A 22738-nucleotide genomic window follows, 5' to 3' on the forward strand; every position below is an offset into this window, starting at 1 on the left:
ATGGCGTTCACCGGACTTTCTGTTTGGAAAGGATACAAGAGAGTAAACGTATGCTGGGTTCTGTAGCCAAAAAGATTTTTGGCAGCCGCAATGACCGTCTGGTCAAGTCTTATTCCAAAGCCGTCAAGAAAATCAATGCGTTGGAAGAACAGTACAAAGCGTTGTCTGATGCCCAATTAGCGGCAAAAACCACTGAATTCCGCAACCGTTTGCAACAGGATGAAGCTCTCGCTAGTTTATTGCCTGAAGCATTTGCTGTTGTCCGCGAAGCCAGCCAACGGGTGTTGGGGATGCGTCATTATGACGTGCAGATGATCGGTGGTATGGTTTTGAATGACGGCAAAATTGCTGAAATGAAAACCGGTGAAGGTAAAACCTTGGTGGCAACGTTAGCTGCTTACCTGAATGCTTTGCCGGGTAATGGGATGCATGTCATCACTGTCAATGATTACCTTGCACAGCGTGATGCCGTACAAATGTCGCGTTTGTACGGTTTCTTAGGGCTGACGACCGGGGTTATTATCAATGGTTTGAGTTCTGAGCAACGTCGTGAGGCGTATGCTGCTGATATTACTTACGGCACTAACAACGAATTTGGTTTTGACTACTTACGCGATAACATGGCCTTCCGTAAGGAAGACCGAGTGCAGCGTGATCTGTATTACGCGATTGTGGATGAGGTCGACTCCATCCTGATTGATGAGGCGCGTACCCCGCTGATTATTTCCGGGCCTAGCCATGATGCGTCCCAACTGTATATGGCAATCGACCAGCTCATCCCGATGTTGGAAAAGCAACAGGAAGAAAATGGCCCCGGCGATTATTCCGTCGATGAAAAAGCCCGCCAGGTCTATATGACGGAAGTAGGTCAAGAACGCGCGGAACAATTGCTATGGCAAGCAGGGGTATTACCTGAGGGTCAAGGTTTGTATGACACAGTAAGCATCAGTGTGTTGCATCACCTGAATGCCGCTTTGCGTGCTCATGCCTTGTTCCAGCGTAATGTTGATTACATTGTGCGCGATGGCAAAATCGTCATTGTCGATGAGTTTACCGGTCGTACAATGCCGGGACGTCGCTGGTCGGAAGGGTTGCATCAAGCGATTGAGGCCAAAGAAAAAGTCGAGATTCAGGCTGAAAACCAAACACTGGCGTCGATTACGTTCCAGAATTATTTCCGTTTGTATGAAAAGCTCTCTGGTATGACGGGGACGGCTGATACGGAAGCGTTCGAGTTGCAACAGATCTATGGTTTGGAAGTTGTGGTTATCCCGACGCATCGTCCCATGCAGCGAATTGATTCCAACGATTTGATTTACCTGACGGCGGAAGAGAAATACGAAGCCATCATCAAGGAAATCGAAACCGAAGTTGCTAAAGGCAGACCAGTTTTGGTGGGTACAGCGTCGATTGAGACGTCGGAGTTAGTGTCCAACAAGCTGAAAGAATTGCGAATTCCGCATGAAGTCCTCAATGCTAAGCAGCATGAACGTGAAGCCCATATTATTGCTAATGCGGGTCGCCCCGGTGCGGTGACGATTGCCACTAACATGGCAGGTCGTGGTACAGATATTGTCCTCGGCGGTAGCATGGATGAAGAACTCAAACAGTTGGGTGAAAATCCCAATCCTGAAGCCGTTGGTAAAATCAAAGCCTTGTGGCAGAAGCGTCATGATGCGGTAGTGGCCTCCGGTGGTTTGCATATCCTCGGTACTGAACGCCATGAATCTCGCCGTATTGATAACCAGTTGCGTGGTCGTGCCGGTCGTCAAGGTGACCCCGGTTCTTCACGCTTCTTCCTGTCGTTGGAAGATAACCTGATGCGTATTTTTGCCTCCGAGCGGGTGAAAAGCATGATGCAGCGTTTGGGGATGGAGAAAGGGCAGGCGATTGAAGCAGGTCTGGTATCCAAATCCATCGAAAATGCCCAACGTAAGGTAGAAGCTCACAACTACGACATTCGTAAACATTTGTTGGAGTACGATGACGTTGCCAATGATCAGCGTAAGGTAGTGTATTCCCAACGCAATGATTTGCTGGAAGTGGATGATATTAAGGATACTATTGATGCTATCCGTGAAGATGTCGTCGATGCAATGTTTGCGACACATATTCCACCCGGCAGTATTGATGAGCAATGGGATGTTGATGGTCTTTACAAGCAGCTTTATACCGATTTCGGGGTGGATTTGCCGCTCAAGCAATGGCTAGCCACAGAGAAAAACTTGCATGAAGAAAGTCTGCGTGACCGTGTTCAGGAGCAGGTTGCTGCCGTGCTTCAGCAGAAGGAAACCATGATTGGTGCGCCCAATATGCGTCGTTTGGAACGTGATGTGATGCTGCATGTCCTAGATGGTGAGTGGAAAGAGCATCTGGCAGCCATGGATTATTTGCGTCAAAGTGTGGGCTTGCGTGGTTATGCGCAGAAAAACCCTAAGCAGGAATACAAGCGTGAAGCGTTTGAAATGTTTGAGCAATTGCTGGAACGTATCAAGCACGATGTGGTGGCTTTCCTCATGCGTATCCAGTTACAAGAGCCGCAGCAAGCAATGGCTGAGCTAGAAACGCATGAACCTCAGCCGATGGCATTTTCTCACCCTGATGCAGGTAATGCTTTCGAGGATGAGGAGGTGGTGGATGCCGTAGTGGGTAGTAACACGGGTAATCCCTATGAGCGTGATGGCCTGAAAGTAGGGCGTAATGACCCTTGTCCGTGTGGTTCTGGTAAGAAATACAAAAATTGTCACGGTCAATTGGTTTGATTTTATCCCGGAGTAGGTAACATGGCAGTCAACTTACATGCACCTGATACTTTATTGCCCATTGCTGGTGTGCGTTTAGCATCGGTTAATGCCGGTATTCGCTACAAAAATCGTAACGATGTGTTATTGATTGAGTTGGAACCAGGTAGCCATACAGCGGCAGTGTTCACACGTAATGCGTTTTGTGCAGCACCTGTGCATGTTTGCCGCCATAACTTACAGCATTCTAATCCACGCTATTTGTTGATTAATGCGGGCAATGCGAATGCAGGTACGGGTGAGCTGGGTATGCAGGCTGCCCGTGAAAGTTGTGAGCAAGTGGCACAGCAGGGTGCATGTTGGGCGGAGCAAGTTCTGCCTTTCTCAACTGGTGTGATTGGTCAGCAATTGCCAGTGGATAAAATAACCACTGCTTTGCCAGAAGCCTTTGCTAAATTGGATGCAGGCGGTTGGATGGAAGCCTCGCGTACTATTATGACTACGGATACGGTAGCGAAAGCGCTAAGCCGCCAAGTGGAAATCTTTGGTGAAACCGTGACAATCACGGGGATTGCGAAAGGTGCGGGGATGATTCACCCCAATATGGCAACCATGTTGGCGTATGTTGCTACCGATGCCTTGGTTGAAAAAGACATTCTACAAAATCTGTTGAATGATGTAGTGGAAGAAACTTTCAACTGCATCACTGTTGATGGCGATACTTCAACTAATGATTCTTTGATTGTCATGGCAACTGGCAGTTCAGGTATTTATGTAGGGGGTGATGGTTTGCCTGCATTCCGTCAAGCCCTATTGGAGGTTTGTCTGTATTTAGCCCAAGCGATTGTGCGTGATGGTGAAGGTGCAACCAAGTTCATCAGCATTGATGTGCAAGGTGCTGCAACGCGTGCCGAAGCCCGTGTCGTTGGCAATACCGTGGCATTATCCCCATTGGTGAAAACCGCATTGTTTGCCAGTGACCCGAACTGGGGGCGTATTCTTGCCGCAGTAGGACGTAGTTATGTTGATGCGTTGGATGTAAGCCGTATTAGCATTTGGTTAGGTAAAACCCTGTTGATCGAAAACGGTGAGCCAGCCGCTACCTACCGTGAAGAATTGGGCGCAGCAGAAACCAAGCGCGATGAAATCGATATTCGTATCCATTTAGGGCGTGGCGAAGCCACTGCGACGACGTGGACATGTGATTTTTCTTACGATTACGTCAAAATCAATGCCGAATACCGCAGTTGACTATTTGCATGTTGTCGCAGCGGTTATCCGTGATGCAACGGGCAATATCTTATTAGCACAACGCCCTGCCAATAAACATCAGGGCGGTAAGTGGGAGTTTCCCGGTGGCAAAGTCGAATCCGGTGAAACGCCACAGCAAGCACTAAGCCGTGAAGTGCACGAAGAACTCGGCATTAGCGTGGAGGATGCAGCGCCCTTGATCAAGGTTCGTTATGTTTATCCTGAACGTGCAGTATTACTGGATGTGTGGGAGGTAACGGCTTTTAGTGGCGAGGCGCATGGGCGAGAAGGGCAGCCTGTCGCATGGTTTCACGTTGATCAATTGTCAGCACTTGAATTTCCTCCCGCTAATGCACCGATTGTTAACGCGGCACGTTTGCCTGCTCATTGTCTGATTACGCCAGAGCCACAAGATTCCACTAAGTTTTTGCAACAGTTAGTGCAACGTTTACAGGCTGGTGTGCGTCTGATTGTTTTTCGTGCGAAAACATTGGATGCAGCAGGCTACGTGGCCTTAGCTCATGAAGTGATTCGTTTGGGGCATTCGTTTGGTGCAACGATTATGCTGAACTCCCCCCCTGAGATGCTGGTGCAGGCAGATGGTTTACATCTGACGAGCCGTCAGCTCTTTACTGAGAGCGCAGCGAGTATCAGGGATACCTTATTGCCGGGGCAATGGTTATCAGCTTCTTGCCATAGCGTAGCGGAGTTGCAACAGGTAGCCATGCTTGGTGCGGACTTTGCTTTCCTCTCGCCCGTCTTACCAACGTTATCGCATCCGGGAGAAGAGCATTTAGGTTGGGAGGTATTCGCTGCTATGGTGGATCAGGTGAATATTCCTGTATACGCTCTTGGTGGTATGGATGCTCATCATGTGTCAACAGCACGGCATTACGGAGGACAGGGTATTGCTGCCATCCGTCGTTTGTGGGATGTGTAGTCTAAGTGTTTCAAGCATTGAGGTCTGGAATTAACTGACTATTGATGCGTGAAATCATATCTTTTAACAGTAGCTTGCGTTTTTTTAAACGTGAAATCCTGATTTGGTCACTGTGAGGTTCTTGCAATAATGTTGCAATAACCTCATCCAGTTCCCGGTGTTCTTGGGTGAGTTCCGCGAGTTTCCGGTGAAGTGCTTCCGTGTCTTGCAGCATAATGGTTCTACTTAGTCAAAATACGGCGTTTTTCCTTGTAACGGATAACGACTTGTTTGTCAGTTTTGGGTTTGTCGCTCTGTTGTGCGTAATCGGGTTTTTCCCAACTACCAATTTCATAAGAACCCCCTTGATCACGGCGGGGTGCAGGGGTACCCCCGGTGTAGCCACCTTCGCGTTTACGTTGTGCACCACCGTTTAAGCGACCATAAGGACCTTTGCGTTGCTGGCGATCAGCAGCGTTGGCTGAGGCTGGTTCTTGAGCTGGTGTAGGGCGGTTGTCTCGGCGACTACTTTGTTGCTGGTTTGGGTTACGTCCGCTACCTTGAGCTTGATGTGAGGAGCGGTTTTGGTTTGATCCAGAACGGCCTTGTTGTTGGCGTCCGCGTTCGCCTTGGTTACCATTAGTGCTATTATGTTGGCGTTGCCCATTACTGTTGCTGCGATTACTTCTGGGGACTCGCACTGAGGGGGTAAAGCCTGATGTATGTTCCAGCGGGGCAAGACCAGGCAGGGTGCATTGTTCGATAGAGTCGCCGAGGAATGTTTCAATTAACTTCAGATTCTCGCGTTCGCGAGGTAATACCACAGCAATAACCGCTTCTTCCCGTTCTGGGCTGAGACCTTGTAGCCGAGCCTCATAATCTTCGACTTTGTGAGGTAACTCAAAGTTGATGATGTGTTCCCCCCCTTGGAAGTGTGGGTGGAGGCCATCTTGGTCAGCGTAAATCAGAATGGGTGCTGAGACGCCATTGCGTTCTTCTGCGGGTAAATCGGAGGCGACCTCGGCAGTATGTCCGTGATTTGCAAGGCTTTCTGCTAAGGCTTTCGCTACTTTTGTGGTCATTGTAAAAATACAGGTGGGTTCACCTGAAAACTCATCCAATAAATGATCCATCAGCGCAATTTTGTGCGTGTAATCATCCGCTAAATGGACAACTTGTGGAATTTGTAGCAATGGGTTACGGTCATCATCCACTTCAAGTTCTTCGGCTCCAGCCAGTACAGCACGAGCATAGCCAGCAATATCATTTTCTGGGCGTACAAAGGCAATAACGGGGCAGGCGGTGGTACGTTCCGAGAGAATCTTATTAACGAGGCCATGCAAACCTTTGTGATAAATGGCGCTAAGGTCGTCAATCACTAACATCTCTAATTTGGAAAAGTCTGCTTTGTTGTTATCAACCAGATCATTCAGACGACCGGGGGTGGCAATCATTAAGTCAAGTGGTCGGCGTAACAAGCGCATTTGCGGCTGATACGGACGTCCACTAACAATGAAGCCTGAGCGAATCTGTTGCTCATCCCCCATCAAGCGTTTGATGGTGTAGTTAATCTGATTGACCCTATCCCGTCGCGAGGTAAGGATCAAAACACGGGTATGCCGTTGATCTTCAATCGGGTTGGTCAACACGTAGTTGATGGCTGGGATCAGGAATGCTCCGGTTTTACCGGAGGCCGATTGCGTCCAAACAATGACACTTTTGTTTTGTGCCACAAGGGGAATCAACTGTTTTTGTAGTTCAGTCGGATTCTCGTAACCGGCAGCTTCGATTTTTGCTGCAAATTCTGGATGTAAGCCTAATTCTGAAAAAGACAAGATAGATACTCCCCGTCTGTGGATGTGGGTGAGAGTAATAAATAAGTAAATATTATCAAACTGGAGAGAAATATTAGCAATATAATGCTTTCAGCGACTGCCCGTACCTTTATTTGTAACGTTTGCATGGCCCGAACCGAATAATAAATTATTATATCTGTTGTTGGGAGTCAACAAATTATGCACGTTATTGTTGCGAATTTACATCACAATGTCTATCGCTTTCTCCAATCTGGCAATAGCGACCACTTTCATCCCCTCAATAGGGTGACGTGGCTTATTTCCTTTCGCTACGATGGCCTGTTTAAAACCGTGTTTAGCAGCCTCACGCAAACGCTCCTCACCGTTTGGAACTGGGCGAATCTCGCCAGCCAGCCCAACTTCTCCAAAAACTACCAGATCAGCAGGCAGAGGACGGTTGCGAAAACTTGAGAGAGCCGCCAACAACAATGATAAATCAGCAGCGGTTTCTGAAATCTTAACACCACCGACAACATTTATGAATACGTCTTGGTCAAACATTGAAATTCCGGCGTGGCGATGTAGCACGGCAAGTAGCATGGCAAGGCGGTTTTGTTCTAAGCCCAAGGTGACACGGCGGGGCACAGCACCGTGACTTTGGTCAACCAGTGCCTGCACTTCCACCATCAGTGGACGTGTACCTTCGCGAGTCACCATGATGACACTGCCGGATACGGGTTCTTCGTGGCGTGAAAGAAAAATGGCGGAAGGGTTGCTGACGCCTTTCAAGCCTTGTTCTGTCATGGCAAATACGCCAAGTTCGTTGACTGCGCCAAAACGGTTTTTGACGGCGCGAATAATGCGGTAGCGTCCGCCTGGGTCGCCTTCAAAATAGAGTACGGTGTCAACCATGTGTTCGAGAACCCGCGGCCCTGCGAGTGTGCCCTCCTTTGTGACGTGACCGACGAGAAACATAGCGGTATTCGTTTGTTTGGCAAAACGCACCAGTTTGGCGGCAGATTCACGAATTTGGCTGACTGAACCGGGAGCTGCTTGCAAACTATCGGTGAACACAGTTTGAATGGAGTCGATAACCATCAGATGTGGTTTTTCTTGCGATACGAGGCTTAGGATGTTTTCTACACAGGTTTCTGTCAGTAAACGCAGGTGGTCGCTGGGTAGACCTAAACGGCGGGCGCGCAGCCCCACTTGTTGCAAGGATTCTTCGCCAGTGACGTATAGACTTTTTAGTTCAGGCAAGGTTGCAAGCGTTTGCAGCAGGATCGTGGACTTACCAATGCCGGGATCACCACCGATCAGGACAACTGAGCCTGTCATTAAACCGCCACCCAGTACGCGATCCAGTTCGGGTTGATGTGTAAGAATGCGTGGTGCTTCACTTAAACTGACTTCGTTTAAGGAGCGAATGACTGCTTGTTCCCCTGCATATCCGCCTGCACGGTTGTTTTGTGTGTTTTTACTAGCAGGAAAACTTAGCATTTCTTCTAACGTGTTCCACGCGCCACAGTCGCTGCATTGTCCGCTCCATTTGTTGTGTAGGCCGCCGCAAGCCGTACAATGGTATTGAAGTTTGGCCTTACTCATCGCTGTCTGCTGTTTTACGTTGAATTTTAGGGTGAATGATCAAGGTTTTGACTGCATTGTTCCGAGTTTTGCGAATTTCCAAGGGGTAATCGTCGATTAGCATAGTCATCCCCGGTACGGGAATAGATTCAAGGTATTCCAAAATGAGGCCGTTAATGGTGTTGGCTTCTTCTGAGGTGAAGTTGCTACCTAACTCGCGGTTAATGTCGCGGATAGGGATGCTGCCATCCACCCAGTAACAGCCATCTTCCATGCGTCGAATTTCACGGGATTGACTACTTGGTACGGTTGAGAATTCACCGACAATTTCTTCCAGAATGTCCTCTAGGGCGACTAAGCCACGAATTTCACCATATTCGTCGACCACTAGTGCAATGCGACGGTTTTCTGTTTTGAAGTTCAGTAATTGCTGCGTCAGCGCTGTGCTTTCAGGGATGTAGTAGGCGGGGCGAATACTGGCTTCGAAGCGTTCCCTATCCAAATGCCCGTCACGGAATAGCGGCAAGAGTTTGCGCAAGTGTACGAAGCCGATGACATTATCAAGGCTTTCACGGTAAACCAACAAGCGCGTGAAATTGCTGTTGATAATCTGCTCTTCTAGTTCATTCCAATCGTCGTCCAGATCCAATCCGACCAGTTGGCTGCGGGGAATCATGATGTCCTCCACCGTGGTACTTTCCATATCCATGACCCGCAACAGCATATCAAGGTGTGTTTGGGGGATGTGAGTTCCGGCTGAACTGACTACTGTGCGTAACTCCTCATGGCTGAGCGCGACACGACTGGTTTCATCGCTGGTTGCCCCGAATAGTTTTAATAAGCTGTTAGTAATGAGATTCAGTAGAAAAATGAAAGGCCACATGATTTTCATCATGGCTGAGTAAATACGTGATGCAATAAATGCAATTGGCTCTGGGTGCATCGCAGCAAGAGTTTTCGGGGTGATTTCACCGAAAATCAGCAGGAGGAAGGTCAAAATGCCGGTTGCAATGGCCAGCCCGGCATCACCAAATAAACGCAAGCCTAGCAAGGTCGCCAATTGGGTAATCAGAATATTGACGAAGTTATTACCGAGCAAAATCAAGCTAATTAAGCGGTCAGGGCGATTCAACAGCTTTTGAGCTAAAACTGCTCCAGTATGCCCTTTTTCAGCTTGATGCTTGAGTTTGTAACGATTAAGGGACATTAATGCTGTTTCAGAGCCAGAGAAGAAGGCAGACAGTAGAAACAGAATAAATAGAGCGAAGAACAGAATGCCTAATGGTATCTCATTAATATTCATGGTTATTTTACTAGGAACTCCAGCACGAATTTGCTACCAAAAAAAGCCAGCATTAAAATGAAAAAGCCACTGAGTGTCCAGCGAATAGCGATACGCCCCCGCCAGCCGTATTGCCAATGTCCAATGAGTAGCGTGGTGAAGATTATCCAAGCCACCATAGACAAAATGGTTTTGTGAGCCAAGTGTTGTGCAAACAGGTTATCGACATACAAAGCACCGCTCAATAAACCAAATGACAGCAAAATGACGCCCAGCACTATCAGTTTGAACAATAGTGCTTCCATATCCAGCAAGGGAGGCAGAGTACGCACCAAGCCACCCGGTTGGTGATTGTGCAGGTGGCGATTTTGCAGAGCAAGCAGTAGCGCCTGTAAAGCAGCTAAAGTCAAGATGCTATAAGCCAATAAGGAAGTAAAAATGTGCACCCCTAAACCATTGTTCAAGTTAATCACTGCTGTTTGAGTGGGATTCAATAATGGCAGCAACATCGCGCTTAAGGTAAATGGCACCACTAAAATTCCTAATGTTTCCAATGGACGTTTTAGCATGGTGAAAAACAGTAGTAAATTACACAACCACATGACGATAGAACTAGCAGAGGCAAAGCTAATCGATACCCCATCTGCTTGCCCAATGTGATGTAATATGCTTCCGCCATGCAATAGTAACGCAATGACCCACAGCACAACCAATACACCGCGATGTTTAGGTGAGCGGGTTTGCAAGCGATCCCTCAAGCGTACCCCTATCAGTAGCCAAGTCGTCACCCATGCTAGAGTCGCGAACAGGTTAAGTATTATTGTCATTACTCAAATAGATTTCGTATGTTAAGTCATCAATTTTCAGGAATACGTTCTTGTTTCGGGAACGCATTCACTGTTGCTTTAATGCTATGATAGCAACTTGTGCCTGAATGGGACTAGCAAGAAGTCAAAATCATGTTCGAGAATTTAAGTGAACGTCTTTCGCAGACGGTAAAAAAACTACGCGGTCAAGCTCGTTTGACCGATGAAAATATTAAAGATGCCCTGCGTGATGTGCGAATGGCACTGTTGGAAGCGGATGTGGCGCTGCCGGTGGTGCGTGAATTCACCAATCGGGTGCGTGAACGGGCGATTGGGCAAGAGGTATTGGAAAGTCTTAGCCCCGGTCAAGCCTTGATTAAAGTGGTCAACGACGAGTTAGTTGATCTCATGGGCAAGGCGAATGAAAGCTTGTCTTTGAACGCTCAGCCCCCCGCAGTCATTTTGATGGCAGGTCTACAGGGTGCTGGTAAAACCACGACAGTTGGTAAATTAACGCGTTTCTTGAAAGAGCGTCAGAATAAGTCCGTGATGGTGGCGAGTTGCGATGTTTACCGTCCTGCTGCGATTAAACAGCTTGAAACCATCGCAGGGCAAACGGGCGGGGTTTTCTTTCCCAGTGAGGTAGCGCAAAAGCCAGTTGAGATTGCTAAAGCCGCAATAGCACAAGCGAAGCTTAAGTATATGGATGTGCTGATCATTGACACCGCAGGGCGCTTGCACGTTGATGCGGATATGATGGCAGAAATCCAAGCGATTCATGCGGCTGTGAACCCGGTTGAAACTCTGTTCGTCGTGGATAGTATGACGGGGCAGGATGCCGCTAATACTGCCAAAGCATTTGGTGATGCCTTGCCGTTGACGGGGGTGGTGTTAACGAAGGCGGATGGGGATGCACGGGGTGGTGCGGCCTTATCGGTGCGGTACATCACGGGCAAACCGATTAAGTTCATCGGGATGGGCGAAAAGCTGGATGCTTTGGAGCCTTTCCATCCAGAACGTATGGCCTCGCGTATTTTGGGTATGGGCGATGTGCTAAGTTTGATCGAAGAAGCCCAGCGTCAGGTTGACCATAAGAAAGCGGCACAATTGGCCAAAAAGCTTAACAAAGGTAAATCTTTCGATTTTGAAGATTTGCGTGACCAAATGTTACAAATGCAAAAAATGGGTGGTATGGCTGGCTTGATGGATAAATTGCCGGGCATGGGGAATTTACCCGCTAACGTTAAAGATCAGGCTAATGATAAAGAAGTGCGTCGTATGATCGCGATCATTAATTCGATGACGTTGGAGGAGCGGCGCAACCCTGATATCATCAAGGCTTCGCGCAAACGTAGAATCGCAGCTGGTTGTGGGTTACAGGTGCAAGATGTTAACCGTTTGCTTAAGCAGCACTTGCAGATGAGTAAAATGATGAAGCAGTTTTCAAAAGGTGGTTTGCGCAAGCTGATGGGGGGTATGAAAGGAAAGTTACCGATGGGAGGGGGGGGATTTCCTCCTATGGGAGGCTTTCCAGGGTAGCTATATTAGGTTTTTTTGATATTTCTGACGACCATTAGGAAAATTTACGCTAAGATGGGTTTGCCTAGTGAATTGTCTGGTTGTATGATGCGCAGCATCCAGAAAATTCATGGCCTGGATTAAGACCTATGTTAGCATCAACTCTGGTGTTGCAAGGTTTCCCTTTCCGAATCAACTGTTTAGAGAGTTTTATATTATGAAAATCAAATCTCAAGTGGCTATCGCTGGTCTGTTGTTCGCTGGTTTGCTGACAACAGGTTGCCAACAAATGGGTCAACAAACTTCTCAGCAGGCAGCTCCTGAAGCACCTGCTGTTGTTGCTCCTGCTGCACCTGTTGCTCCTGTGCGTCAAGCTCCAGCTCCAGTAGTTCCTAAAGTTAAAGCTAAAGGCAACTATAAAGGTCCAGTTGTTATGGATCCTGCTTCTCAAGGTGCAATGCAGCAATATCAGAAGTAATCTGGCATTTAGCATAAAAGCGCTATTCCTTTTGTTAGGCTAGCATCGGAAAAGCCTCTTGTATTTTCAAGAGGCTTTTTTTTATTGGCAAATAACATAATATCTTATTCTTTAATAAAATATTTTTTGTTTGAACCTTTCTGATGTTTGATGCAACCTACCAAGAGGGCTTAAAAATTAGCCCTAATGAATTAACACTTGTGGGAATCTAATAGTTCTGACAGTTTTTTGTGGTAATTCATGCTAAATTCATCCATGTGTGTGGTAAAGAAACCCCTTGAGTTTTACTGCACAGTATGTGCTTTCCTTAAACAATCTAAAGAGACCAAGACGATGAAAATCAAATCTCAACTGACACTTGCAGCTATGTTTGCTGCTGCTATGTTTGCAACTGGTTGCCAACAAATGAGCCAACAGACTGCACAGCAAGCAGCCCCTGCTACAACTGAAACGCCAGCCGCAACTACTACGCCAGCCGCTGGTGAACACTGCCATGACGAAGCGCCTTCTTGCGCTAACAAGTGCCACAGCCATCCCGGTGCTACCCCTGGCCACAAGCACGTTTATGGTTGTGTTGCTGGTCAAGGCCAGCGTCCTGTGGTTCCTAAAGTAAAGGCTAAAGGTAACTATAAAGGCGCAGTTTCCATGGATCAATCTTCCAAAGCTGTCATGCAGCAATACCAGAAGTAATCCATGATTGTAGCTGATGCAGGACATCAGTAATTGGTATGATGTGAAACTGCCTGATTACAGTGTGATCAGGCAGTTTTTTATTGAAATTCTTGATAAGTCGAACTACTCTAGTATCCTTCGGGAACTTATGGGCACATTTCCTATCCTAACTATGCATGGGGATAGCCTGTCGGGCGTCTGTTTATTTAGTGTTCTTCTTATGAACCATATCAAGTTGTAAACTTCATGAAAAAAGCGTTGATTCTGGCATGGTTGCTAGCAGTGGTTTCATTTGTACCTTCGTTTGCTGTCGCAGCAGTATGGCCTAGTGAAAATGTGTGGGATGATGTTTGGGAGGAGCGTTATCACCAGTGGGTACGCACAGCGTGGAAAGATGATATTTTCATGGATCCTGCGAAACCAATTTATTATAAATTTGAAAATGATTGTGCTGATGCGGTGTACGCTATGCGTCTCATCTTCGCGTTCGAGCACCGTTTACCTTTTGTCGTGGGCAACCGTGACAAGGCTGGACGCACGATTAGTAACGATCTGTCTACGTGGGATAATTTGTCGCCTGATCAACGTGTCCGCCGGTTTATGGATTATGTCGCTGACATGACCAGTACCGTGTCATTGCGTAATGATACTTACCCAATTGCTTTACATGATATTAAGCCCGGCGATATTTACGTGGCACCCGGTGTGCATTCTTATCAAATTGTGGATGTGACTGACGCAGGTATCGCTGAAGTTATGGCTTCTACCACACCTAAACAAGCACGTTATTTACTGCGTACCCCATCTTTTCCGTTTTATGTGCCGGAAGATAAGCAGTTCGGCGATGGCTATCGTCGCTTTAAGCAACCACAAAATATTATGAAATCAGCTATGCAACAGCCGGGCTATAGTGAAGAGCAGTTCCATCTGGCTGCCGAAGTTGCTTATGATTACGTAAAATATACCGATGTTATCGCAGGCAAACTGGCAAAACGCCCGGAAACGTCTGATGAAAAAACGCAGCGTTTACTATTAGCGTTATGTATGTATGCGAATGATCGTGCAGTTTATGTCTATGATGCATTGTGGTACTTGCAAAAAATTCGGGGTGAGGGGAGGCGTTGTATGAATGCCCGTGAGTATGATGATCATTCAACACCGGGGCGTGATAAGCGTCTAGTCTTATTCTTTAGTTCCATCCGCCATCATTTAGATCGTGTTGGTCGTTTTGACCCGCGTTCTCAACCTGCACGCTGGGCAAAAGCGGTTTTCGCTAATGATCAGCCGCCACCGCAAGAATTAAAAAGCCTCAATGATTTTTGCATGGTACAGATGACATTGGGAGAAGAGTATTACATGACACTGCGTGAGTTGCGTCAAAATGTGGAAGCTGGAAGCTTGGTTTCTGATCCACATGCACCTTTGCCTTTCCGTTGGGGAGTAGTAAAAGAGCCTTACCGTGCAGATTGCCCTACTTATTAAGGTTAGGTGTTCTTTTATCGGGCTAAACTGGCGTTCTATTTGGTATTGTTATAAAAATTATTAGAATTATTGATTGTTTCGGTGGGTCTGTTTATTGGGGATATCAGGATCAGGAGTGGGGTAAATGAGTAGTGTTTTTGATATGCCGAGCTTGTCAAAATGGGGAGTGCCTGTCATTTTGACAGGTGTACTGATGCTGGCTGGGTGCTCAGTACAGCAAGCATCCCCTGATGTGAAGCGTTCTGCCTCGGCTCGGAGCAATGTGGCAACACCAGAGCGCTTGTCGTATGCTGCGCTGGATCGCTTGCGGCATCGTGTTGTTTATGATGGACGTTATATTCCGATTAGTTACCCGAATGGCGATGTCCCTGCTAATGTGGGGGTATGTACCGATACGGTTATTCGCTCTTATCGCAAGTTAGGTGTTGATCTTCAGCGTTTAGTGCATGAGGATATGGCTCGTAATTTTTACGCTTATCCTAATTTGCCAAAGTGGGGTTTGAGTCGGCCTGATCCTAATATTGATCATCGTCGGGTTCATAATCTGAAGGCTTTTTTCCAGCGCCACGGGGCAAATGTGCCAGTGACCGGCAGTCCGGCAGACTATCGTCCTGGTGATTTGGTTACGTGGAGTTTGGGCGGTGATCAAGAGCATATTGGAATTGTGGTCAACCGCAAGTCACCTACTGACCCACGACGCCATTTAGTTGTGCACAATATTGCTGAAGGCGAAAAAATTGAAGATGTACTGTTTACTATGCCAATCACGGGGCATTACCGTTATTTTCCCGGTAATACAGGGTTAAAATACGTTTCTACTCAGTAGATGTCATTGATAGAATAGTACCTTACACTGAAGCCCCCTATTGCTTGGGGGCTTTTTTGTGGGTAAGTAGTTAATCAATACTTCACTTTTTCTGAAATTAACGTAGAATTGCGCGTTTACTTCGGGCAGCACCGGTTGCTTCGTATTAACTGAATTTTGTAAGGTCTTCAAATGGTCAATATTCGTCTGGCTAGAGGTGGTGCGAAAAAGCATCCATTTTACCATATTGTTGTGAGCGACAAGCGTAAGCCGCGTGACAGTGGTTACATTGAACGTATCGGCTACTTCAACCCTGTTGCTCGTGGTCAAGAGATTCGTCTGCACATTGAACAAGATCGTGTAGCTTACTGGGTAGCATGTGGCGCACAGCCTACTGAGCGTGTTGCCAAGCTTCTGAAAGAAGCTACAGAAACGGTGGCGGCGTAAATCATTATGTCCCAACCGGACATTGTGACACTTGGTAAGATTTCTGCTGCGTTTGGCATTAAAGGTTGGGTCAAAGTATTTTCACACACACACCACTTGGATGGGATTCTAGGCTATAAACCTTGGTTCTTGAAAGTGGCTGGTGAGTGGCAGCCTTGCAAATTGCTCAATGGGCAAATTCAGGGTAAAGGTATTGTTGCCCAACTTGATGGTGTTGTTGATCGTACCCAAGCTGAAAAGTTAATAGGTTGTGAGATTGGTGTGCCGCGTAGCTGCTTACATCCGTTAGATACCGGTGAATACTACTGGGCTGATTTAATTGGCATGGAAGTTGTAACTATTGATGGTGTGTTATTAGGTACGGTTGATCATTTGTTTGAAACGGGTGCTAATGATGTTTTAGTGGTACAAGGTGAGCGGGAACGTTTACTTCCTTGGGTGCTGGATACATTTATTAAGTCGGTTTCACTGAATGAAAAGCGTATTGTGGTAGACTGGGATCCTGATTTTTAATGCCCATGCGGTTTGACGTTATCACCTTGTTTCCTGAGCTGGTTGAAGCGGTTATTAATAGCGGCGTTACTGGTCGAGCAGCATCGCGGGGAATTATTTCCCTGAAGCAATGGAATCCGCGTAATTATGCAACGGATGTACACCGCACGGTAGATGATCGTCCTTACGGCGGTGGGCCGGGTATGGTGATGAAGGGTGATTGTCTGTTGCGAGCAATCCGTGATGCCCGTCAAAGCAATTCGGGTAAAGTGATTTATTTAAGTCCGCAAGGCGTTACACTTAACCAAAGATTAGTCAATGAGTTAGCAGTGGAGCCGGGATTAATTTTGCTCTGTGGTCGCTATGAAGGGATAGATGAGCGGGTCATTACCTTAGAAGTGGATATGGAATGCTCAATTGGTGACTATGTTCTCAGTGGTGGCGAGTTGGGTGCAATGGTCTTGATTGATGCAGTGACTCGCTTATTGCCAGGTAGCTTGGGGCATAATGAGTCAGCCGCTCAGGACTCCTTTTTTGATGGATTGTTGGACTGCCCTCACTATACCCGACCAGAAGAACTGGAAGGGATGGCGTTACCCGCAGTACTTAAAAGTGGCAATCACGCCTTGATTGCCCGTTGGCGCAAGAAGCAAGCGCTGGGAAAAACATGGCGACGCAGGCCGGAATTGTTAGAAGCACGACAGTTAACCGACAGTGAGCGTGTGTTGCTGAACGAGTATATAAATGAGTTTGAAAAGCAGTAAAGAACTGCATTAGAGGATTATCATGAACACGATTATTCAACAACTTGAACAAGAGCAAATGACCAAGGTAATCCCGGATTTTAACCCCGGTGATACCGTTATTGTTAATGTGCGCGTCAAAGAAGGCGATAAAGAACGCCAACAGGCTTATGAAGGTGTGGTGATTGCGAAGAAAAATCGTGGTCTGAACTCCGCGTTCACTGTTCGCAAAATGTCTTATGGTGAAGGTGTTGAACGTGTTTTTCAAACATACAGCAGCAGCATTGCCAGCATCGTAGTGAAGCGTAGCGGTGATGTTCGCCGTGCTAAATTGTACTATCTGCGTGGCCTTACTGGTAAGTCAGCTCGTATCAAAGAAAAACTCTGAGTTGCTTTTGCATCTCGTTTGCAGAGCCGACAGACTCCATCAGTACTGTCGGCTTTGTTGCGTCTATCGTATTTATCGTTTGATTTGTCAACAGGTCGTTTCGTCGCTGAATACTGTACATCGTTACTGTCTGCACCTACTATCGACATTGGATAATAGTTTATAAAATAAATACGCTATAGTAGGTGGGGGCTTTTGTGGCCAATTTCGTTGATTTTTCGTCTAACATTGCCCTTTTAGGAGCGTTACTTGCCATTGGTGTGGTAGCGGTTTTGGTATGGTGGTGGTTATCTGCTCGCCGTCAGTTTGACCGACAATTGCGTTTGGCACAGCAAAATATGTTGGTGTCCTCCCTGTCTGATGTTCAGGAATCGGCGGTTTTGGTTGATAGCAATGGCTTGGTTGATTTTGTCAATCCTGCGGCTGAAAAAATCCTGAATTACAAACTTCGTAGTGCACGAGGCAAGCACTACGGTGAGTTATTTACTTTAATTGACCCTTTAACACGTAACCCTGTCAGTTGGTTGGATATCGCTAAGCGCAATGACCGTCCCTTATTGCGTTATGCATTGCTGAATACAGCAGGGTTGAACGATGTGCAAGTGACTTATACGGTGCAGCCCGTATTATTTGAGGATACTGATAAGCCTTGTTATTTGCTATTAGTACGTGATCAGACCGAATTACATGCGATGCAACTGCGTTTGGATCACGTTGAAATGCATGATCAGCAAACGTTGCTGTTGAATCGTAAAAGCTTTGAATTACGTTTAAAAGTAGCGATTGATCAGGTGCGTCAACACGGTGTTAAACATTCGTTTTGTTTGATTTCGATGGATCAATTCAAACTGGTGAACGATGCGATGGGGCATAATGCCGGGGATGTGTTGATTGAGCGCATTTCACGGATGTTGAAAGAGGAGATTGACGCTCGCCGAGATATTTTGGCGCGTTTAGGCGGTGATGAATTTGGGATTTTGTTTCAAGAAATTGAGCCATCGGTTGCCATTCGAGCGGCTGAGCAAATTCGCATAAAACTTGAACAATATGCCTTTGATTGGAACAAGATGCGCCAAAAAGTGACGGCGAGTATTGCATTTGTGCCACTTTATAAAGGTCTGAAAACGCCGAATCGTATCTTGGCGGAAGCGGATGCAGCGTGTAGGGTTGCCAAGGCTAAAGGTGGTAATCGCATCCATATTTACAAGCCAAATGATCAGGAAGTAACCAAGCATCGAGGTAATATGGTCTGGCTTGGTCGGTTGAAAAAAGCCATTGATGCCAGTAATTTTCGCTTGGTTGCACAGCCTATCCACCCCCTGAATCCGGGAGAATTCAAGAAACCATTTTGTCACTATGAAGTGTTGATACGCTTGTATGATGAAAGCAACCAACCGGTGTCACCGGATGAGTTTATTCCTGCTGCCGAATATTATTCGATGATGCCGCGTTTGGATCGTTGGGTGGTGCGTAAACTGTTACAAACGTTACGTGAAATTACTCAGCAAGTGCCTCGCCCCATTTTTGCGGTGAATTTATCAGGGCAGAGTTTAGATGAGCAGGATTTCCTGAGATTTGTACTGGATGAAATTCAAGAAGCTGGGATTAGCCCCGCTATGTTGTGTTTTGAGATTACTGAGCGGGTCGCTATTCATAATCTTGAGTTAGCACAACATTTTATTCAAACCCTGAAGGGCTTGGGGTGCAGTTTCTCTCTCGATGATTTTGGTACAGGGGTCAGTTCCTTTGGTTATCTGAAGTCGTTGCCGGTAGATTATCTGAAAATTGATGGCAGTTTTATCAAGGATATTATTAACGATGACGTGGCACACGCGATGGTGCATTCGGTCAATCAAGTCGGGCATTTGATGGGGTTGAAAGTGATTGCGGAGTATGTCGAAAACGATCGGGTCATACAGATTCTACGAGAGATTGGTGTAGACTACGGGCAAGGTTATGGCATTTCTAAACCGATTCCGATCGAAGAAGCTGTGCGCAATCACATGAGTTAAGGTTTATACACACGCATGAAAATTCATATTTTGGGTATCTGTGGCACGTTCATGGGCGGTATTGCCCTGTTGGCACGGGAACAGGGGCATGAAGTCACCGGTTCCGATACTAACATCTACCCGCCGATGAGCACGATGTTGGCGGAGCAGGGTGTGGCGATTATCCAAGGTTTCCAGCCACACGATTTACCTGCTGATGCGGATACGCTGGTAGTGGGCAATGTTATGCGCCGTGGTTTGGATATTGTTGAGCATATGTTGGATCACAACCTGCCGTACACGTCTGGTCCTCAGTGGTTAGGTGAACAAATTCTGCGGGAACGTTGGGTGTTGGCGGTGGCAGGCACTCACGGCAAAACCACGACCGCGAGTATGTTGGCGTGGATTTTGGAATATGCTGGTTTGAATCCGGGGTTTCTGATTGGTGGTGTGCCGCAAAATTTTGGCGTATCTGCGCGTTTGGGCGATTCACCGTTTTTTGTGGTGGAAGCCGACGAATACGATACCGCTTTTTTTGATAAGCGTTCTAAGTTTGTGCACTACCATCCGCGTACTGTGGTTCTGAATAATCTGGAATACGATCACGCCGACATTTTTCCCGATGTACAGGCGATTAAAACCCAGTTTCACCATTTGATGCGTACTGTGCCGGGTAGTGGTTTGGCGGTGGTAAATGGGCAAGATGCTAACCTGAAAAATACCTTGGCAATGGGGTGCTGGACACCGGTAGAAACCTTTGCCGATGGTGATTGGCAAGCGGAGTATTTACAAGCGGATGGCAGTGAGTTTCGTGTCCTCTACCACGGTGTGGAACAGGGTATGGTGCATTGGACGTTATTGGGCGAACACAATGTTAACAATGCGTTAGCGGCGATTGCAGCGGCGCGTCATGCCGGTGTTCCGGCAGAACATGCGATTGCGGGCTTGGCGGAGTTCCAAGGGGTGAAACGGCGGATGCAAGTGCGGGGTACGGTGCGTGATGTCACCGTATACGATGACTTTGCGCATCACCCGACGGCGATTACCACCACACTGGCAGGTTTGCGGGCAAAAGTGGGTAAGGCACGCATTATTGCGTTGCTGGAGCCCCGCTCTAATACCATGAGATTGGGGATACACAAAGTGCAATTGGCTAAATCCTTGCAAGCTGCTGATGCTGTGTTTCTCTACCAGCCTCAAGGTTTAGGGTGGGATCTGGCGGATGTCGTGGCAGACATCGGTGCAAAAGCGCAGTTATTTCAGGGTATTGATGCGCTGGCAGCTACTGTGGCGGATAGTGCGCAAGCGGGAGACCATGTTCTGGTTATGAGTAATGGCGGTTTCGGTGGGATTCATGACAAGCTGTTAGCACGATTGGCGAATTGAGATGGTCGGTACTTGAAAACCATTACTTTGATTATGACCGGCGCATCCGGTGCGCAATACGGTTTGCGTTTGTTGGAATTTCTGTTGCAACACGGTTATCGGGTATTTCTGCTCTTGTCTCGCCCTGCACAAGTGGTGGTCAATATGGAAACAGAACACCGTTTACCAGGGCGTGCAGGCGACATTCAAACCTATTTCACGAATTTGTATGGCGCACCGCCGGGGCAACTACAAGTATTCGAGCGTGAACAATGGGCTGCACCGATTGCCAGCGGCAGCGGTGTGGCGGATGCGACGGTAGTTTGCCCCTGTACCACTGGTACACTTTCTGCGATTGCTTGCGGAAGTAGCCGTAATTTGATCGAACGCGCCGCTGATGTGTGTTTGAAAGAACGCAAAAAACTGATTTTAGTGGTGCGCGAAACCCCGTTTTCTGAGATTCATCTGGAAAACATGCTGAAACTGGCGCGGATGGGGGTTATTATCATGCCCGCCAATCCGGGCTTTTACCAACGCCCGACATCCGTGCAGGAACTGGTTGATTTCATGGTGGCGCGGGTACTGGATCACTTAGGCATTCCTCATCAGTTATTGCCCCGCTGGGGTGAAACGCCGTTGGAATAGTCCACTTTTTACTTTTATACACAGGAGCTATGCCATGGCAACCATGGAAATGACCGCACAAGATTTTGAAGAGACTATCACCACCAATGACATCGTTATCATTGACTTTTGGGCACCTTGGTGCGGGCCGTGCCGTTCGTTTGCACCCATTTTTGAAAAGGTTTCTGACAACCACACTGACATCGTGTTTGCTAAGGTGAATACAGAGGAAGAGCAAGAGTTGGCAGGGCATTTCCAGATTCGTTCCATCCCGACGTTGATGATTTTCCGTGAACAGGTGATCTTGTTTGCGGAAGCCGGTATGTTGAGTGAGCCGCAACTGGAGCAAGTGATTGCCAAGGTTCGTGAGCTGGATATGGCTAAGGTTCATGCCGATATTGCGGCACAGCAGCAATAATCATGCTGGTGTAGAGACGCAAAATGTTGCGTCTCTACCAGAATCTGTCGCTTAGGTTGTATGCTAAAAACCCCATAGCGCGAAAAAGCTGACAAAGCCGATAGCCAAAATACTGTAAAATTCAATGGCACGTCCCCTGCCTACTGGCATCAAAGCGGAGCGCATCCCTGTTTTCGTTTCTACGAACCGTGCATTATCGAGATCGTCCAACAATAAATGCAGCAAATAACTGGTGCTGGAAGCTAAAAAGGCGGGTAATGCTGCCGCTGCGCCAACGGTTAAATAAGCAACCCATGCTACACCTAACGATAAGCACACTGCTGCGATGACTGAATGGGTATGCCCACCACGCTTCATGATTTGGCTTAACACTTCCCAAAAGTGTGAAACCATGAATAAAGCAATCGGTATGGCAATTAATAAATCGGCTGGTCGGTAGAAAAACTGGATGCTAGGCACAATGACGGCAGCGACTTGGCTAAGGCGTTGCACGACTCGGAAACTGCTGGAGTGAATATCATCAATATCTGCCAACAAGCCACCAACATAGCCGCTCAGAGCAGTGACACCGATGATTTCCCAGCCTAATTCTGGTGCGATAATGGAAGACACTGCGGCAGATCCTACGCCAGTCGCGACTGCTGCCAGATGGTATGTACTGCATTCTGCCATGGTACTTGCCCCTAATGAATCGTGTTATTACTTTATTGCCCGTTGTTTCATGCCTCTGCCCACAGGCTGAAACTTCTTCTATTTAGAAAGATTTGCTCGGATAAGTTCCTGTTACTTAGCTTGGTCAAGCCAAGTTTAAAAAACGAGGGAGGGGTGCTCCCTCATACGGGCTTTTGCGTCGATTTGACTCAATTGTTTTTTATGATAAGTATGAGCAATCTTATATCAATAAAGCTGAATGGGAGATAAATAAGCAAGACGAAA

General features: G+C 47.2%; 22 protein-coding genes. 16 read left to right on the plus strand and 6 right to left on the minus strand.

What is annotated here, in order from left to right:
* The first annotated feature begins 50 nt into the window (after positions 1–50).
* The 3 genes from secA to BLV87_RS10760 are packed head-to-tail and all read left to right on the plus strand — an operon-like array spanning position 51 to position 4932.
* Positions 51–2762 (plus strand): preprotein translocase subunit SecA, encoded by a 2712-nt coding sequence (gene secA / locus BLV87_RS10750; protein WP_093068593.1) that lies wholly within the window; start codon positions 51–53, stop codon positions 2760–2762.
* A gap of 21 nt (positions 2763–2783) precedes the next feature.
* Positions 2784–3992, plus strand: coding sequence for a bifunctional glutamate N-acetyltransferase/amino-acid acetyltransferase ArgJ (gene argJ / locus BLV87_RS10755; RefSeq protein ID WP_093068594.1), 1209 nt, complete (start codon positions 2784–2786; stop codon positions 3990–3992).
* Positions 3973–4932: a Nudix family hydrolase gene (locus BLV87_RS10760; protein ID WP_093068596.1), complete on the plus strand. Its 960-nt coding sequence runs from the start codon at positions 3973–3975 to the stop codon at positions 4930–4932. The genes argJ and BLV87_RS10760 overlap by 20 nt, the downstream gene beginning before the upstream one ends.
* 10 nt (positions 4933–4942) lie before the next feature.
* On the opposite strand, the gene BLV87_RS10765 is transcribed toward BLV87_RS10760, so the two are convergent.
* The 5 genes from BLV87_RS10765 to BLV87_RS10785 form a co-directional block, all read right to left on the minus strand.
* Entirely contained in the window at positions 4943–5146 is a 204-nt protein-coding gene (locus tag BLV87_RS10765) for a YdcH family protein (protein ID WP_093068598.1), read from the minus strand.
* Positions 5147–5153: 7 nt separating this feature from the next.
* Entirely contained in the window at positions 5154–6746 is a 1593-nt protein-coding gene (locus tag BLV87_RS10770) for a DEAD/DEAH box helicase (RefSeq protein WP_093068599.1), read from the minus strand.
* Between the two features lie 201 nt (positions 6747–6947).
* Entirely contained in the window at positions 6948–8312 is a 1365-nt protein-coding gene (gene radA, locus BLV87_RS10775) for a DNA repair protein RadA (RefSeq protein ID WP_093068601.1), read from the minus strand.
* Positions 8305–9594: an HlyC/CorC family transporter gene (locus BLV87_RS10780; protein ID WP_093068602.1), complete on the minus strand. Its 1290-nt coding sequence runs from the start codon at positions 9592–9594 to the stop codon at positions 8305–8307. Before BLV87_RS10780 ends, radA begins: the two co-directional genes overlap by 8 nt.
* 2 nt (positions 9595–9596) lie before the next feature.
* Positions 9597–10400: a cytochrome C assembly family protein gene (locus tag BLV87_RS10785; RefSeq protein ID WP_093068604.1), complete on the minus strand. Its 804-nt coding sequence runs from the start codon at positions 10398–10400 to the stop codon at positions 9597–9599.
* Positions 10401–10532: 132 nt separating this feature from the next.
* On the opposite strand from BLV87_RS10785, the gene ffh reads away from it, so the two are divergent.
* The 13 genes from ffh to trxA all read left to right on the plus strand — a co-directional run bounded on the left by ffh (position 10533) and on the right by trxA (position 21802).
* A complete protein-coding gene (ffh, locus tag BLV87_RS10790) occupies positions 10533–11918 on the plus strand; it encodes a signal recognition particle protein (protein ID WP_093068605.1) in 1386 nt (461 codons plus the stop codon).
* A gap of 109 nt (positions 11919–12027) precedes the next feature.
* Complete coding sequence (locus tag BLV87_RS19365) at positions 12028–12375, plus strand: hypothetical protein (RefSeq protein WP_093068607.1); 348 nt, start codon at positions 12028–12030, stop codon at positions 12373–12375.
* Positions 12376–12708: 333 nt separating this feature from the next.
* Positions 12709–13065 (plus strand): hypothetical protein, encoded by a 357-nt coding sequence (locus BLV87_RS10800; RefSeq protein WP_093068609.1) that lies wholly within the window; start codon positions 12709–12711, stop codon positions 13063–13065.
* Between the two features lie 228 nt (positions 13066–13293).
* Entirely contained in the window at positions 13294–14529 is a 1236-nt protein-coding gene (locus BLV87_RS10810) for a hypothetical protein (protein WP_093068612.1), read from the plus strand.
* Positions 14530–14653: 124 nt separating this feature from the next.
* Positions 14654–15355 carry a DUF1287 domain-containing protein gene (locus BLV87_RS10815; protein WP_217629980.1) on the plus strand — a complete coding sequence of 234 codons (702 nt, stop codon included), beginning with the start codon at positions 14654–14656 and terminating at the stop codon, positions 15353–15355.
* A 171-nt stretch (positions 15356–15526) separates the two neighbouring features.
* Positions 15527–15781, plus strand: a complete 255-nt coding sequence (gene rpsP, locus BLV87_RS10820) for a 30S ribosomal protein S16 (protein WP_093068613.1) — start codon at positions 15527–15529, stop codon at positions 15779–15781.
* 6 nt (positions 15782–15787) lie between these two features.
* Positions 15788–16294, plus strand: a complete 507-nt coding sequence (gene rimM, locus BLV87_RS10825; RefSeq protein WP_093068615.1) for a ribosome maturation factor RimM — start codon at positions 15788–15790, stop codon at positions 16292–16294.
* 5 nt (positions 16295–16299) lie between these two features.
* Positions 16300–17037 carry a tRNA (guanosine(37)-N1)-methyltransferase TrmD gene (gene trmD, locus BLV87_RS10830; protein ID WP_093068691.1) on the plus strand — a complete coding sequence of 246 codons (738 nt, stop codon included), beginning with the start codon at positions 16300–16302 and terminating at the stop codon, positions 17035–17037.
* A 22-nt stretch (positions 17038–17059) separates the two neighbouring features.
* Positions 17060–17404: a 50S ribosomal protein L19 gene (gene rplS, locus BLV87_RS10835; protein WP_093068617.1), complete on the plus strand. Its 345-nt coding sequence runs from the start codon at positions 17060–17062 to the stop codon at positions 17402–17404.
* Positions 17405–17601: 197 nt separating this feature from the next.
* Positions 17602–19416, plus strand: a complete 1815-nt coding sequence (locus tag BLV87_RS10840; RefSeq protein ID WP_245706994.1) for a putative bifunctional diguanylate cyclase/phosphodiesterase — start codon at positions 17602–17604, stop codon at positions 19414–19416.
* A 15-nt stretch (positions 19417–19431) separates the two neighbouring features.
* On the plus strand, positions 19432–20781 hold the full coding sequence (mpl, locus tag BLV87_RS10845; RefSeq protein ID WP_093068620.1) for a UDP-N-acetylmuramate:L-alanyl-gamma-D-glutamyl-meso-diaminopimelate ligase: 1350 nt from the start codon (positions 19432–19434) through the stop codon (positions 20779–20781).
* Positions 20782–20793: 12 nt separating this feature from the next.
* A complete protein-coding gene (locus BLV87_RS10850) occupies positions 20794–21405 on the plus strand; it encodes a UbiX family flavin prenyltransferase (RefSeq protein WP_093068622.1) in 612 nt (203 codons plus the stop codon).
* Between the two features lie 34 nt (positions 21406–21439).
* Positions 21440–21802, plus strand: coding sequence for a thioredoxin (trxA, locus tag BLV87_RS10855; RefSeq protein WP_093068624.1), 363 nt, complete (start codon positions 21440–21442; stop codon positions 21800–21802).
* Between the two features lie 63 nt (positions 21803–21865).
* Here trxA and BLV87_RS10860 read toward each other — a convergent pair whose 3' ends face one another.
* Positions 21866–22474 carry a metal-dependent hydrolase gene (locus BLV87_RS10860; RefSeq protein ID WP_093068625.1) on the minus strand — a complete coding sequence of 203 codons (609 nt, stop codon included), beginning with the start codon at positions 22472–22474 and terminating at the stop codon, positions 21866–21868.
* Positions 22475–22738 lie beyond the last annotated feature (264 nt).

Origin of the sequence: Thiothrix caldifontis, assembly GCF_900107695.1 — a bacterium.
In the GTDB taxonomy this organism is placed as follows: Bacteria; Pseudomonadota; Gammaproteobacteria; order Thiotrichales; family Thiotrichaceae; genus Thiothrix; species Thiothrix caldifontis.